Source organism: Chryseobacterium sp. S0630 (assembly GCF_024158915.1).
Lineage (GTDB): Bacteria > Bacteroidota > Bacteroidia > Flavobacteriales > Weeksellaceae > Chryseobacterium.
The window spans coordinates 24611-39973 of record NZ_JAMZGF010000020.1 but is presented as its reverse complement, the minus strand read 5'-3'; the positions used below and the strand labels follow the sequence as shown (position 1 = coordinate 39973).

The 15363-nt window shown below is 33.9% G+C and carries 16 protein-coding genes; 12 read left to right on the top strand and 4 right to left on the bottom strand.

Annotation, left to right across the window (positions count from 1 at the left end):
* Nucleotide 1 precedes the first annotated feature (1 nt).
* From asnB to NK356_RS10980, 12 genes are all read left to right on the top strand, one after another.
* Nucleotides 2-1852, top strand: coding sequence for an asparagine synthase (glutamine-hydrolyzing) (asnB, locus tag NK356_RS11035; RefSeq protein ID WP_051934595.1), 1851 nt, complete (start codon nt 2-4; stop codon nt 1850-1852).
* The gene (locus NK356_RS11030) at nt 1852-3096 is read left to right on the top strand and encodes a glycosyltransferase family 4 protein (RefSeq protein WP_051934597.1); all 1245 of its coding nucleotides are present in this window, start codon (nt 1852-1854) and stop codon (nt 3094-3096) included. Before asnB ends, NK356_RS11030 begins: the two co-directional genes overlap by 1 nt.
* Before the next feature lie 37 nt (nt 3097-3133).
* Nucleotides 3134-4315, top strand: coding sequence for an O-antigen ligase family protein (locus tag NK356_RS11025; RefSeq protein WP_253316986.1), 1182 nt, complete (start codon nt 3134-3136; stop codon nt 4313-4315).
* Nucleotides 4316-4357: 42 nt separating this feature from the next.
* Complete coding sequence (locus NK356_RS11020; protein ID WP_034699125.1) at nt 4358-4963, top strand: sugar transferase; 606 nt, start codon at nt 4358-4360, stop codon at nt 4961-4963.
* Between the two features lie 3 nt (nt 4964-4966).
* Nucleotides 4967-5608 (top strand): acetyltransferase, encoded by a 642-nt coding sequence (locus NK356_RS11015; RefSeq protein ID WP_034699128.1) that lies wholly within the window; start codon nt 4967-4969, stop codon nt 5606-5608.
* A gap of 1 nt (nt 5609) precedes the next feature.
* Nucleotides 5610-6746 carry an aminotransferase class I/II-fold pyridoxal phosphate-dependent enzyme gene (locus NK356_RS11010; RefSeq protein WP_034699131.1) on the top strand — a complete coding sequence of 379 codons (1137 nt, stop codon included), beginning with the start codon at nt 5610-5612 and terminating at the stop codon, nt 6744-6746.
* A 14-nt stretch (nt 6747-6760) separates the two neighbouring features.
* Complete coding sequence (locus NK356_RS11005) at nt 6761-7330, top strand: sugar transferase (RefSeq protein WP_034699133.1); 570 nt, start codon at nt 6761-6763, stop codon at nt 7328-7330.
* A 14-nt stretch (nt 7331-7344) separates the two neighbouring features.
* Entirely contained in the window at nt 7345-7890 is a 546-nt protein-coding gene (gene rfbC / locus NK356_RS11000) for a dTDP-4-dehydrorhamnose 3,5-epimerase (RefSeq protein WP_034699135.1), read from the top strand.
* A 95-nt stretch (nt 7891-7985) separates the two neighbouring features.
* A complete protein-coding gene (gene rimO, locus NK356_RS10995; protein WP_034699137.1) occupies nt 7986-9287 on the top strand; it encodes a 30S ribosomal protein S12 methylthiotransferase RimO in 1302 nt (433 codons plus the stop codon).
* Nucleotides 9288-9657: 370 nt separating this feature from the next.
* The gene (locus NK356_RS10990) at nt 9658-10296 is read left to right on the top strand and encodes a hypothetical protein (RefSeq protein ID WP_156106571.1); all 639 of its coding nucleotides are present in this window, start codon (nt 9658-9660) and stop codon (nt 10294-10296) included.
* Nucleotides 10297-10316: 20 nt separating this feature from the next.
* Complete coding sequence (locus tag NK356_RS10985) at nt 10317-11036, top strand: hypothetical protein (protein WP_034699141.1); 720 nt, start codon at nt 10317-10319, stop codon at nt 11034-11036.
* 567 nt (nt 11037-11603) lie between these two features.
* Nucleotides 11604-11975 (top strand): septal ring lytic transglycosylase RlpA family protein, encoded by a 372-nt coding sequence (locus NK356_RS10980; RefSeq protein WP_034699143.1) that lies wholly within the window; start codon nt 11604-11606, stop codon nt 11973-11975.
* Between the two features lie 69 nt (nt 11976-12044).
* On the opposite strand, the gene NK356_RS10975 is transcribed toward NK356_RS10980, so the two are convergent.
* From NK356_RS10975 to NK356_RS10960, 4 genes are all read right to left on the bottom strand, one after another.
* Nucleotides 12045-12809: an exodeoxyribonuclease III gene (locus tag NK356_RS10975; RefSeq protein ID WP_034699145.1), complete on the bottom strand. Its 765-nt coding sequence runs from the start codon at nt 12807-12809 to the stop codon at nt 12045-12047.
* On the bottom strand, nt 12809-13099 hold the full coding sequence (locus NK356_RS10970) for a YciI family protein (RefSeq protein WP_034699147.1): 291 nt from the start codon (nt 13097-13099) through the stop codon (nt 12809-12811). The genes NK356_RS10975 and NK356_RS10970 overlap by 1 nt, the downstream gene beginning before the upstream one ends.
* Before the next feature lie 101 nt (nt 13100-13200).
* Nucleotides 13201-13578, bottom strand: coding sequence for an MliC family protein (locus NK356_RS10965; protein ID WP_051934600.1), 378 nt, complete (start codon nt 13576-13578; stop codon nt 13201-13203).
* A 122-nt stretch (nt 13579-13700) separates the two neighbouring features.
* On the bottom strand, nt 13701-15245 hold the full coding sequence (locus NK356_RS10960) for a bifunctional response regulator/alkaline phosphatase family protein (protein ID WP_034699150.1): 1545 nt from the start codon (nt 15243-15245) through the stop codon (nt 13701-13703).
* Between the last annotated feature and the right edge of the window lie 118 nt (nt 15246-15363).

The window sequence follows — 15363 nt, the reverse complement described above, 5'->3', positions numbered from 1 at the left end:
TATGTGCGGAATAACAGGAGCAATAGAGTTTAAAAGATCACAAAACCTCAATTTTGAAGAAGGAAGTGATTTACATAATTATATACGAAGAAGAGGACCGGATTACTATGGAGTTGAAAAAACAGAATATGAAGGATGGTCAGTAACTTTAGCTCACTCCAGGTTAGCAATTATTGATCTTTCAGGAGCTTCTAACCAACCTATGATTTCTCATGATGATAGATATACTATTACTTTTAATGGTGAAATATATAACTATCAGGAAATCCGTGAAGAATTAATATCAAATGGTTTTACATTCAGAACAACAGGAGATACTGAAGTTCTTTTAAGAGCATGGGAATGCTGGGGTGAAGGCTGTTTGGATAGACTAAACGGGATGTTTGTTTTTGGTTTATTTGATAAAATTAAAGGAGAGTTCTATCTGGTAAGAGACAGATTTGGAGTTAAACCATTAATATATACTTTTTTTGATGGTCAGCTATTGTTTTCCTCTTCCATAGCCTCTGTTGCAAAACAAATAAATCAGGAGATAGATCTGGAATATTGTTCCAGTGGAATAAGGTTCGGTTTTTTTGAAGGATATGAAGACAGAACTCCTTTCAAAAATGTAAAATATCTATTGCCAGGATCATTGATGAAATGTACGTTGGATGGAGAACTGAAAATAGAAATAAAGTCATGGTATTCCCTGGAAGAGCAGGTGGCAAAAAAAAGAAAAGAACTTGAATCTTTAAGCTCAGATGAACTAATTTCCCAAGGGAAAGCTCTGTTGGAAAGTTCAACCAAGATACGTCTGAGAAGTGATGTTCCTCTGGCAATTTCTTTAAGTGGTGGGGTAGACTCATCGTCTATAGCAGCAATTACAGCGAAAGAAGTAGATCACCTGATGGCCTTCAGCTATGGAGCTCCGGATCATCCGAAATCAGAGGGACCCATTATTAATAAATTTGCAAAGGATAAAAATATTAATGTTGAGTATATTCACCATTCTTACACCCCAGATGAGATGGGTAATATTTATGATCAAACCATGGAGGCACAGGAATCTCCATTTCTTGGATTAAGTATTATTGCACAACATGAAGTCTATAAACAGGTAAAAGAAAGAAATATTAAAGTTTTACTGGGAGGCCAGGGTGGAGATGAAATTTTTGCAGGATACAGGAAATTTTTTTTAGTAGCACTGAAAAAGGCAATAGAAAAAAAGGAAATCCTTCCGGGGTTGCAATATTTTCATTCCTTAGCACTTATGCTGATATTCGAAACCAAGCAAATAAAAACATATTGGAATGAGAAAAACAGGTATCTGAAAACAACAGGAAAAGATACTTCATTCCTTGATTGCCTGCCAAATATTTCCTTAAATCTCTTTGAAAATACATCTTTGTCAAACAGACAGATTTCAGATATTCAGAAATACAGTATTCCCTCACTGTTAAGATATGAAGACAGAAATTCAATGTATTTTTCTATTGAAAGCAGACTCCCTTTTATGGATTATAGATTGGTAGAGTTTGCTCTGGCATTGCCGGATCTGCTTAAGATTAAACACGGATATGGAAAATGGATACTGCGTGAAATGATGAAAAAAGACGTACCAGGCTATATTCTTAAAAACCGTTTAAAAAGAGGTTTTGACGTTACCCAGAATTGGGTAAATGATGGTGTGGGAGAAAGAATACAATCAAATATTTTAGAAAATAAAAATAAAGTAAAAGATTTTGTCTCTGACATCAGTAGACTTGAAGATGCCCTTACAATCAAGAATCTTAATAACAGCAATATTTTGAATGAAGCAATCATGCTTGATTTCCTGATAGATCCTATTAAAAAACCAACACTTCAGTGATGAAAACGAATAAAAACACCTGGCTGATTTCCAAATATGCCTCACCTCCTCAATATGCAAAAGCCCCGTCACGCTTATTCTATCTGGCAAGGGAGTTTAAAAAATTGGGTAATGAAGCATTATTAATAACATCAGATGCTAATCATTTTACTAATTGTCCCGAAACTGACAAGATTTATAATGATGAAGAACATGATGGGGTAGACATAAGATGGATTAAAACAAAAAAATATACCAAAACTGCATCAATAGACAGAATATTGTCCTGGTTTGATTTTGAAAGAAAGCTTTTCTCAATGAAACTTTCCAACATGACAAAACCTGATGTAGTTATTGTTTCGTCACTTTCGATTTTTACCATTATCTATGGTTATTATCTGAAAAAGAAATTTGGTAGTTTTTTAGTCTTTGAAATCCGGGATATATGGCCTTTAACTATGACAGAAGAAGCCGGTTTTTCCAAATGGCATCCACTTGTCTTACTGATAGGGTTTATAGAAAAATTTGGGTATAAAAAAGCGGATCTGGTAGCAGGAACAATGCCAAGATTAGATCTACATGTAGAACAATTACTGGGATATAAAAGACCTTTTCATTGTTCACCATTAGGATTTGATCCAGAAAACTATTCTGAAGACTTTTTAAAAGATACAAATCCGTTTTCAGGGATAGTATCATCAGGCAAAGTCATTATAGGCTATGCCGGCAGTATGGGAGTTACCAATGCATTGGAACCTTTTATTGAAACAATACAAAGGATGAAGGAGAACAGTAATATCCATTTTTTACTTGTTGGAAGTGGTGATCTCAGAGAGTCTTACGAAGAACAACTAAAAAATTGTTCCAATGTGACATTTTTACAAAGAATTCAGCAAAGTGAAGTTAAATATTTTCTTGATGCCTGTGATATTCTGTACTTGTCTACTAAAGATTCAAAAGTATGGGATTACGGACAATCGATGAATAAAGTGGTAGAATATATGCTGGCTGCGAAACCTATTATTGCTTCGTATACCGGATATCCTTCAATGATTAATGAAGCTGATTGTGGTAAGTTTATCAACAGTACTTCTGCAGAGGATATTAAAGATGCCATCTTATATTATGCCAATATGAGCCAGGAAGAAAGGGTTGAGATAGGTGATAAAGGAAGAAAATGGATTTTTGAAAACAGAACGTATCCGGTGTTAGGAAAAAAATATATGGATGCAATTGTATTTCATTCTGTAAAGCAAAAGAAATAATTTTGCAAAAGTTGAAATATAAATATTAGGATTTATCTTGAAAATTACTATTAATAATAATTTCATTTATAAACTATTCCTGTTATCCGTTATGGTAGGAAATACCATTGCTATTTCTTTTGCAAAGCCTTTGGAAATGGATCCAAGGAACTTTTCTATCCCTTATCGGATTTTTATTATTGTATTTTCTGTATTCATAATTTATAGAGAAAGAAGGAATATTAGTTTTAAAAATATTTCATTGATAAGCCTTGTTGGATTTTGGATTTTCTATATTATCAAGCTTATCTATTCGTTTAATAATTATTCGTTTAACAAGGATGTAATAGTATTAGAGAATGAGGATATCTTCAGAATTTTATTTATGAATCTCCTTCCTAGTGCAGCGTTATTATGTATTAATTACAATAAAGTAGATTTCAAAAGTATTACAAAGTACTGTCTCTTTATTTTATGTGGTCTTCTTGTTGTTAATTATATATATGGTTATATCAACTTAGATCATATATTTAGTACATACTACATTATGTATGGTCATATAGGAGCCTCATTGTTTATCATCTCTTTATTTTTGCTTTTATTTTGTAAAAAAGATTATAAATCATATTTTTTATTCTTCTGTCTTTTTTTAGGACTTTTTAATGTAATACAATCTATGGCCAGAAGTCCTTTAATGGCTATTGCTGTATGCTCTTTTTACATGGTTCTTTTAAAGGGAAATAAAAAATATCTGTTATATGCCATTACATTAATTTTGTTATTGATAGGTCTTATTTTTCTCCATGAACAATATGGTGACGGATTCATAACAAGCTTTAACAGAATGTATAAATGGCTTGCCCTGGGAGATACCTCGAGCAGAGAACCATTATATAGAGGAGCTCTTGAAATTTTTAATTCAAATCCTGTCTTAGGAGGAAGAATTTTATTTGAAGATGGAGTTCACCCGCATAACATCTTTTTAGAACTTTTAATGGCAACCGGTATTCTAGGGTTCATTATTTATTTTCTAAAGTTTTTGCCAGTATTTCAAAATGCCTCTATTTTCTGGAACATAAATAAAAGTAATATATACTATAAAGTTATTTTTGCTTTATTTTTGCAATATTTTACGCTCGTACAGACATCTTGTAATCTTTTTAGTATACCGGAATTTTTGTACTTTAGTTCAATAATTATTGGTATTAGTTATAGCGCAAAAAACAAAAGAATTGAGTAAAAGCTCACCATGTATTATGACGAACAGATCTAACTTTTAAGAATGTATAAAAATTATTTAAAGAGGATTTTTGACTTTGTATTTTCTCTGATGGGAATTACCTTATTGCTTCCGATTTTCCTTGTTGTGATGATAGGATTATTCCTGGCTAATGATGGAAAACCCTTTTTCTTCCAGTTAAGACCTGGGAAAAATGGGAAAGTATTTAAAATTATAAAGTTTAAAACAATGAATGATAAAAAGGATTCCAATGGAAACCTTTTATCAGATGCAGAAAGACTAACAGCTATAGGCTCATTCGTTCGTAAAACATCCTTGGATGAAATTCCACAGTTGATCAATGTTTTGAAAGGAGATATGTCTCTTATTGGTCCCAGACCTCTTCTTGTACAATATCTGCCGCTTTATAACGAGCACCAGGCACGAAGACATGAAGTGAGACCCGGAATTACAGGATGGGCTCAGGTAAATGGAAGAAATGCCATATCATGGAACCAAAAATTTGATTATGATGTTTGGTACGTTGATAATTTATCATTTATCTTAGATGTGAAAGTTTTCTTTCTAACAGCAAAAAAAGTATTTATTAGAGAAGGAATTTCTCAAGAAGGGCAAGCAACAATGGAACCTTTTAAAGGAAATATTTAAAATATGAAAAAAATAGCAATTATTGGAGCAGGAGGATTCGGACGTGAGGTGAAAATGCTGATCGATCATATCAACCAAAAAAATGAACAATTTGAAATTCAAGGTTTTTATGATGATAAACATTATGATCATGATATTAATGGAGTCCCATACTTAGGAAAGATTGAAAAAATAAATGAAGTAAAGGAGCCTTTATGTATTGCGGTCGCAATTGGAGATCCTAAAACAAAGAAAAAAATTATACAAGGTATCCATAATGCGAATATTGAATTTCCAACTTTAATTCACCCATCAGTAATTATTGGGCAAGATGATACCAAAATTGGAAATGGAAATATTATTTGTGCAGGGGTTATTATTACGGTAAATATCGTCATTGAAAATTTTGTAATCCTTAACCTTTCCTGTACCGTAGGACATGATACAATAATAAAGGATTACAGCTCATTCATGCCAACAGTTAATATCTCTGGAGAAGTTGTAATCAATGAAGCGGTATATGTAGGGACAGGGGCAAAAATTATAAATCTTCTTGAGATTGGTGAAAATACTATTGTCGGAGCAGGAGCAGTAGTTTATAAAAGTCTTCCTGCCAACTGCACAGCAGTAGGAATTCCAGCTAAACCTATAAAATTTCACGATTAATATGAATACTAAAATCTGGTTGTCCTCACCACATATGGGAGGGAATGAACAAAAATATATCAACGAAGCATTTGAAGAAAACTGGGTAGCCCCATTGGGACCTAATGTTAACGGATTTGAAAGTGATCTGGAGCAGTTTTTAGGCGGAAATGCAAAAGTGGCTGCACTTTCTGCAGGTACTGCAGCATTACACCTTGCTCTTATTGAATGTGGAATTGTACATGGTGATGAGGTAATCTGCCAATCAATGACTTTCTCTGCTTCAGCTAACCCAATTGCATATTGTGGAGCAATTCCCGTTTTTGTGGATAGCGAACCAGTTACATGGAATATGTGCCCAAAAGCATTAAGAGAAGCTATTGAAGACAGAATCCAGAAAGGAACAAAGCCTAAAGCAATCATTGTAGTTCACCTTTACGGTATGCCTGCAAAAATGGACGAAATTATGGCTATTGCTCAGGAATTCCAGATTCCTGTGATTGAAGACGCAGCAGAAGCACTTGGTTCAACTTATAAAGGACAGGCATGCGGAACATTCGGACGTTTTGGGATTTTAAGTTTTAATGGAAATAAAATTATTACCACTTCCGGAGGAGGAGCTATGGTTTGTCATACTCAGGAAGATAAAGATAAAACCGTTTTCCTTTCTACACAGGCCAGAGATAATGCTCCTCATTATCAGCATTCGCAGATTGGCTTCAACTATAGAATGAGTAATATTGTAGCAGGAATAGGACGAGGACAGATGGAAGTTCTTAAGGACAGAGTTGCTGCCCGTAGAGCCATGCACAGCTTCTATGTTGATCTTTTTAAAAATATTGAAGGTGTAACTGTATTTTCAGAATCTGGAGATGATTTTTATTCAAATCACTGGTTATCTGCGATAATCATTGATCCTGAAATTACAGGTAAAGACAGAGAAAGTTTAAGACTTGCGTTCTTAGAAGATAATATAGAATCAAGACCACTTTGGAAACCAATGCATTTACAGCCGGTTTTTGAAACTTCTCCTTACTATGGGGGGAATGTTTCTGAAAAACTTTTTGATAACGGATTATGTCTTCCTTCAGGTTCTAATCTGTCAGATGATGACAGAGAGAGAATAACGAAAGTAGTGCATGCTTACTTTGGAATTTAATACCATTGAATTGAATGAATCAGTATAAATATTGGAAAACGATTTTTGATTTTGTCTTAGCGGCAATATTGATTCTATTTCTTATGCCGGTACTGATTATTTTATTTGTAATTGCAAGTTTGGATACATCTTCCAATGGAATTTTTTTTCAGACCCGAATAGGGCAATATGGAAAACCATTTACCATTTTTAAGATTAAAACAATTCATGAACAGAAGAGAACGTGTTCAAAAATAGGGCAGATTCTCAGAAAATTTAAGCTGGATGAATTTCCACAATTGTTTAATATTTTAAAAGGTGAGATGAGTTTTGTAGGTCCCAGACCTGATATTGAAGGCTATTATGATAAGCTTACCGGAGCAGACAGAAAAGTTTTGGAACTCAAGCCCGGGCTTACCTGTGAAGCAAGTATTAAATACAGAGATGAAGAATATCTTCTGAAAAACCAGGAAGATCCCTTAGCTTATAATGATGAAGTATTATTTCCGAACAAAGTAAAAATGAATCTGGACTATTTTGAAAATATGTCTTTCAGAAACGATATGAAAATCTTGTTTAAAACATTAATAACCACATTGAAATAGAGTTTTTAACTATTATGAAAATTAAAGAAACCCCGCTTAAAGACTGCTATATCATAGAGCCTACTATTTTTGAAGACGAAAGAGGCTACTTCTTTGAAAAGTTCAACGAAAAAAAATTCGAGGAACTTACCGGAATGAACGGGCACTTTGTGCAGGATAATATTTCCAAATCCTCCTATGGAGTTTTAAGAGGACTCCATCTTCAGAAAGGAGAACATGCCCAGGCAAAATTGGTATCATGCCTTGAAGGAAGCGTTTGGGATGTGGCTGTAGACCTTAGAGAGGATTCTCCTACATTCGGAAAATGGTTCGGAATAGAACTTACTGCTGAAAATAAATTACAGCTTTATGTACCGAGAGGTTTCGGACATGGTTTTTCTGTATTGAGTACCCATGCTGTATTTTCTTATAAATGTGATAATTTTTATAACAAAGAATCAGAAGGCAGTGTGAAATTCAATGATCCCGATCTTGATATCGATTGGAAGGTAGATGAAAAAGATGCCATACTTTCAGATAAAGATCAGAATGCTCCCGGATTTAAAGAAAAAAACTTTTAAAGTATATCCCTGAAAACCACTTTTATAAAGTGGTTTTTATTTTTTAATCCTAACTCTCCAATATTTTGTATCTTTGCAGACTCAAAATCAAAACGATGCGTACAAAATCTGTAGGGAAGAAGAAAATCAATGTAGTCACTCTTGGATGTTCCAAGAATGTATATGATTCTGAAGTATTAATGAGCCAGCTGAAAGCCAATGGCAAAGAAGTGGTTCACGAAGACCGTGGGGACATTGTGGTCATCAATACCTGCGGATTTATTGATAATGCTAAAGAAGAGTCTATCAATACCATCCTTGATTATGTTGATGCTAAAAACAGAGGTGAGGTCGAGAAAGTATTCGTTACAGGATGTTTATCTGAAAGATATAAACCGGATTTGATAAAAGAAATTCCGGACGTAGACCAATATTTCGGAACAAGAGACCTTCCGATACTTTTAAAGCATCTTGGAGCAGATTATAAACATGAACTGGTAGGAGAAAGATTAACAACAACTCCAAAACATTACGCATACCTTAAAATTTCTGAAGGCTGTGACAGACCATGTTCTTTCTGTGCAATCCCATTGATGAGAGGAGGACATATTTCAACTCCAATCGAGAAACTGGTTTTAGAAGCTCAGAAACTGGCCAAAAAAGGAACAAAAGAATTAATTCTTATTGCTCAGGATCTTACTTACTATGGTCTTGATCTTTATAAAAAAAGAGCATTGGGTGATCTTTTAAAAGAATTGGTAAAAGTAGAAGGCGTAGAATGGATTCGTCTTCACTATGCTTTCCCAAGCGGATTCCCTGAAGATGTTCTTGATATTATCCGTGAAGAACCTAAAGTATGTAACTATATAGATATTCCTCTTCAGCACATCAATTCAGATTTACTGAAATCTATGAAGAGAGGAACTACCCATGAGAAAACGGATGCTCTTTTAGGAAAATTCAGAGAGAAAGTTCCAGATATGGCGATCAGAACAACACTTATCGTTGGATACCCTGGAGAAACGGAAGAGATATTTCAGGAACTTAAAGACTGGGTGAGAGAACAGAAATTTGATAGATTAGGTTGCTTTACTTATTCTCACGAAGAGAATACGACTGCCCATGTTTTAGAAGATAATATTCCACAGGAAGTAAAAGAGGCAAGAGTAGAGGAAATTATGGAATTGCAGTCTCAGATTTCATGGGAAAAAAATCAGGAAAAAATAGGTAAAGTATTCAGATGTGTTTTTGACCGTAAAGAAGGAAATTATTTCATCGGAAGAACGGAATATGACTCACCAGATGTAGATAATACAGTTCTGGTTTCTGCAGAAGATACTTATATTTCAATAGGAGAATTTGCAGATGTTAAAATTACCTCTGCTGAAGAATTTGACTTATACGGAGAATTAGTCTAGTTAAACGCTTGTTAATCAGTTAAAAATGATGTTTTTGAAACCGAATTATTAACTAAAATTAACATAGAATTTTCTCGGTAACCGGTTTTTATTTAATTGATAATCAATTTATTAATATTTTGTGTAATTAAGATTCTTTAATTTTCTTTTATAATGTATTTAAAATCGAAAATTATGTCTTAAATTTGCGCAAGAAGCAATATTTTTAAATCATGTGCTTTCAGCAAGTTAATCATTAAAAAAAGACTAAAAGTCAATTGAAATCAGTATTTAATTATTTTAGTCTTAAAGCAATGTTCACAAGTTGGGATGTGTATTCTTTTTTGGAAATATTGATGAAAAAAATGTAATTAAAAATCTTTAAAAACTTATGAAAAAATTTTTATTAACAGCAATTATGCTTGTTGGCCTTTCGGCCGTTTCTAAGGCTCAACAAGGGCGAGTGGGGATTAACACAACCACACCTGCCGCAACATTAGACGTAGTAGCAAATACTACAGACAATGCAAGACCAGATGCCTTATTAGTCCCTCGTATGACGGCAGCGCAACTATCTGCAAAAGATGACACTTCCGGTACTTATGGTACACCTCAAAATGGAGCTGTTGTTTATATTACTGCAGGTACAGGAACTGGAGCTAGAAAAGCTAAGATTACAGGACCTGGATTTTACTACTTTGATTCTGTAGTTCCTGAATGGAAACCTCTAGGTGGAGGAGCTGTAGCAACAGGAATGACTGTAAGAGCACAAACAGCAGGTACCATCTCTGATGCTGACTTAAATAACGGTGTTATTGTAAGTACTTCAGGTACGGTTTTCAATCTGGATGCTTTAACCAAGACAAATGGTAAAACGATTACATTCATTGATAATACAACCTCAGGGTTCAGTATTACAGGTACTGCAGGTACTATCAGTAATCAGGCAACACTTTCTCCTACAGGACCTGGTGGATCATTAAGCTACATTTGTGATGGCGCAGTTTGGTATAGCTATAGCAGCTTTTAATCTTAAAAACACATTCAATTATGAAATTATATTTAACATCAATAGTTTTAGCTCTAACAGCATCAGCTAACGTAGCATTTGCACAATTAAGAGCGAATAATGCTATTAGTACAAACATTACAGGACAATCTGCATTTATAGATGCTTCTGCTAATGGATTCTCAAATGGGGCTAATAATGGTAAAGGTCTGGCGTTCCCTAGAACAGATTTAACTGTTTTTACTTTTGTTACGGGTACTACAAGTAACTTTAACTTCCCGACTGCATACGATGGTATGGTTGTTTACAACTCTAAAACAGGTACTACTCCAGCAACTGGATCAGGTATCGGAGGACAATCTGTTACACCAGGTTTCTATTATTTCTCTAACCCGACAGGAGGTTCTGCTAATGCATATGCAACTTCTACAGGTCAGTGGTTACCGTTTAATGCTAGTACTAAAGAAAACATTCTTACTACTGAAACTGTTACAAACAGACAAGTAAATAGCGCACAAATTTATGGTATAAAAGGAACTTTTGCTGCAAACGGTACTACTACTGCAGTAACAATTCCTGCTCCTGCCGGAATTACTGCTATGTACGGAATTACTATTTATAAAGCGGGTACTAATACAGTATATTCCAGAGAATTATATTCATATGATACATCTACAGGAGCTGCTGTTACAGGATCTCCAAGTATGTCTGTGGTATATCCAAACGGAACGTATGATTATGTTTTAGAATATTTAAAATAATAAATATTTATTTATATAAAGTAAAAACCAATGATATTTTCATTGGTTTTTTACATTTAAGGATAGACGTTCTTTCATTTTTTCGCCGTTAATAATCATAATCTTGGTTCTATATTTAGTACCTGATGAAGACATTTTATTAAATAAGATAATAAGCTGCAAATTTTAACACTGTATTTAGATGTTAAAATCTGGTTCTGAAATTTGATATTATAAGGCTCAACATATTCTGGTGGTCATTTTCTTCACATCTTGGATTTAAGAATTTTAATTTTGGAATTATTTTTTTTGATTAAAATCTTAACAGTATGTATTTTTTAAATTATTGATTATCAGTTTGTTTTGTTTTTTAAGTTTTTAAATTATGTATAAATTAGTTAATTATGTTAACTTTTTAAGTGTTTTTTTAACACTTTTTAACAGTGTGGTGTAAAAGCCCTATCCATAGGGGGTTACAGCTTTGTTTAACATTTTGTTAATATTTTATTAACTGTTTTTAACATATTGAATAGGGTTTTATAAAGATTCCTGATACATTTGCTCCGTCAAAACCAATAAAAGTTCAAAATGATGAAAAGATTCATTCTCGTAATCATAATGATGATTTCAACCTTAGGTGTTTACTCTTTTACAAGTAATGCCTTAGATGCGAAAAAAACAAGTTATGCATCGTACTACCACGATAAATTTAACGGTAGAAAAACTGCTAGCGGAGAAATCTTTGATAACTCAAAGTTTACTGCAGCAAACAGAACGCTTCCATTTGGAACAAATGTTAAGGTAACAAACCTTAAAAATGGTAAAGAGGTAATAGTGAGAATTAATGACAGAGGGCCTTACCATTCATCAAGATCTTTAGACATGTCTAAAGCTGCGTTCGATGAGATCGGAGATATCAGTCATGGTACCATTCCGGTCGAATATGAAATTGTCGATTAATTTTATGATTTAAATTAAAAAAAAGCCAGCTGTTCAGCTGGCTTTTTGTATGGATGAATATAACGTTGATTATACATCTAATTCCAATAAAGCAGGACAATGGTCAGAATGCACCGCTTCCTTTAAAATAACAGCCCTTGTGAGCTTATCTTTTAAACTATAGGAAGTAAAGTTATAATCTAACCTCCAACCTTTATTTCTTTCCCTTGAATTTTGTCGGTAGCTCCACCACGTATAATTATCCGGTTCATTATTAAAGAATCTGAAACTGTCAATCAGTTCACAGTCATTGATGAAACTGGTCATCCATTCCCTTTCCATAGGAAGAAACCCTGAGACATTCTTTAGACCAACAGGATTGTGAATATCAATAGCTTCATGGCAGATATTGAAGTCGCCGGATATAATAAGGTTGGGAATTTCTTTTTTCAAATTCTTGATGTACTCAAGAAAGTCATGGCAAAACTGCATTTTAAAATCGAGTCTTTCGATATTAGAGGCAGAAGGGACGTACACTGAAATCACAGAATATCCATCAAAATCAGCACGGATGATTCTTCCTTCATTATCATAGCTTTCGATACCACAACCATACTCTACATGATTGGGTTTTATTTTTGAGGCAATTCCGACCCCGCTATAGCCTTTTCTTACTGCAGAATGCCAATAACTGTGATATCCTAATTTCTCAAGGCTTTCGATATCTATCTGATCGTTTCCTGCCTTGCTCTCCTGAATGCAGATGGTATCCGGATCGGCAGTTTTCAGCCAGCCCAGAAAATCTTTCGTGAAAGCCGCTCTGATTCCATTGACATTGTATGTAATTAATCTCATTAGTCTTCTATAAAAATTTTAAAGTTTTCGTTGTATTTGGATGGGATAAATTCAGTGATAGCATAATCCGCAACCTCGTGAATATAAAAAGGATCTTCAGTGATGATCTGCTCAAGCTCTTTTTTAGAGGCTGCTTTAGCAATAATGATCCCTCCCGTTCTTGGTTCTTTTCTTCCTGAGGCAATGAAATGCCCGGAGTCATAATGTTTGTTGAGGAAAATATTATGCCGGGGAATAAGTTTTTCTATACTTTCAATAGAACTCTTATAGGTAAGCGAAATAATAAACATGATTTATTTTTTACGAAGATATGAACTATAAGAAAGAGGCAAAAATAAAAAAGCCGGTTTTGAATTTCAAAGCCGACTTTTTATATTTTTAGTAAGGGATCTTATTTTTTGAAAACTGTTTTACCGTCTTTTGTCAATTCTATTTCCTCTCCTTTACCTCTCAGCTCATAATGATCATTCTTATACCATATTCCTGATGCAGGTTTTTGCCCCTGAAGTTCAATTGTTTCATTATTGAAAACTACTGTTGCTGTATTTTTGGTATTATTGAAAGTCATATCCAGCGTTTTTCCACTGCTGTCTTTCGAAGTGCTTTTTACAATTTCATCCTGAGTTCCTGATACAGCTGCTGAATCAGACGGCTTAGAAGCAACACTGTCTGCAGGAGTAGAAGCAGAATCTGTTACTTTCTTTTCTTTATTACATGAAGTTAAAAATAAGGCTGCAAATGCTGCTGCAATAAAAATGTGCTTTTTCATAAGATTATATTTATTTAAGGTTGTCTACTAGTATGCAAAATAGATGCCTTAAAAAAGAGGCGGAAAAAATCATTCGATTTTTTCCGCCTTTTAACCCAAAATTAAATAAACTATGAAAAAAACTACTTGGGTTCTAATACGCTGATAGGAATAATACACTCTTCAAGTGAAATTCCTCCATGCTGGTAAGTTTCTTTATAGTAATTAACAAAATGATTGTAATTTTTAGGATAAGCCAGGAATATATTGTTTTTAGCAAAAATATATTTCGAGCTTAGGTTTCCTTTTGGAAGGAAAAGTTTTTCCGGGTTGGTAATGGCCCATACATCACTGTCATCATACGTTAAGCTTTTACCTGTTTTATATCTGATATTCGTAGAAGTTTCTCTGTCTCCTACCACTTTACTTGGTTTTTTCACGTATACCGTTCCGTGATCTGTAGTGATAACCAGCTTATACCCGTTTTCTGCAGCCGATTTAATAATCTTCAGTAAGGAAGAATTTTCAAACCAGTTGAAGGTAAGGGAACGGAAAGTCTTATCATCGCGGATCAGCTGATCTACAATATGGTTGTCTGTTTTCGCGTGTGACAGGATATCAATAAAGTTATAGACAATTACAAGTAGATCATTGTTTTTATGTTGATTGAAATCATCATAGATCTTTCTTTCAAAGTCAGCGTTCAGTACTTTAAGGTACTTCATAGATTTTGATCCGAGACCAATTCTCTTCATCTGGTCTTCAAGGAAATCACGCTCAAATTCATTTTTGTTTCCTTCTTCATTATCATTGAACCATTTATCAGGGAAACGTTTCTCAATCTCAGACGGCATTAATCCTGCAAAGAAAGAGTTTCTTGCATACTGTGTTGCCGTAGGAAGAATACTGTAGTAATAATCTTCTGAAACTTTATTGTAATATTTTGTGAATAAAGGTTCAATCACTTTCCACTGATCGTAACGAAGATTGTCCACCATCAGTAAAAGAACTTTTTCTTTTTCTACTTCCGGCTTTACTTTTTCCTTGAAAAGTGTGTGGCTCATTAGAGGCTTGTCTGTATCAATAAGCCAGTCAGCATAATTTTTCTCTATAAATTTGGCAAACTGAATGTTAGCTTCCTCTTTCTGAGACTGCAGAAGATCGGCAAACTCATTGTCTGCTACTTTATCAAATTTGATTTCCCAGCTAAGGATCTTTTTATAATATTCAGCCCATTCCTGATACGTTCTCAGATAAGAAAGTTCCATGGAAAGGTTTCTGAATTCCTGCTGGTATTGTAGAATTGTTTTTTGTTCAACAAGATTATCCTGCTGAAGGTTTTTCTTTAAGGAAAGTAATATCTGATTAGGGTTTACAGGCTTTAATATATAATCGGCAATCTGGGAACCGATAGCCTCTTCCATAATGTGTTCTTCTTCGCTTTTGGTCACCATGACGATTTTTAAGGCATTATCTTTTTCCTTAATCATAGGAATGGCTTCCAATCCGGAAATACCCGGCATATTTTCATCAATTAGCGTTAAAGCAAATTTCTCTGAATCCATAAGTTCCAAAGCCTCATTCACATTATTGACAGGAGTTACCTGGTAACCCTTCTTTTCTAAAAATACGATATGAGGTTTAAGTAAATCTATTTCATCATCGATCCATAATATCTTTTCTGACATAATTTATTTTTTACATGGTTATTGTATCAAAATGTTGACCAAATCCTTTTAAAATCTCACAAAATCGAAAGATTAAAAGTTAAATATTAGTTAAATGAAAATACGGTAAAATAATTCA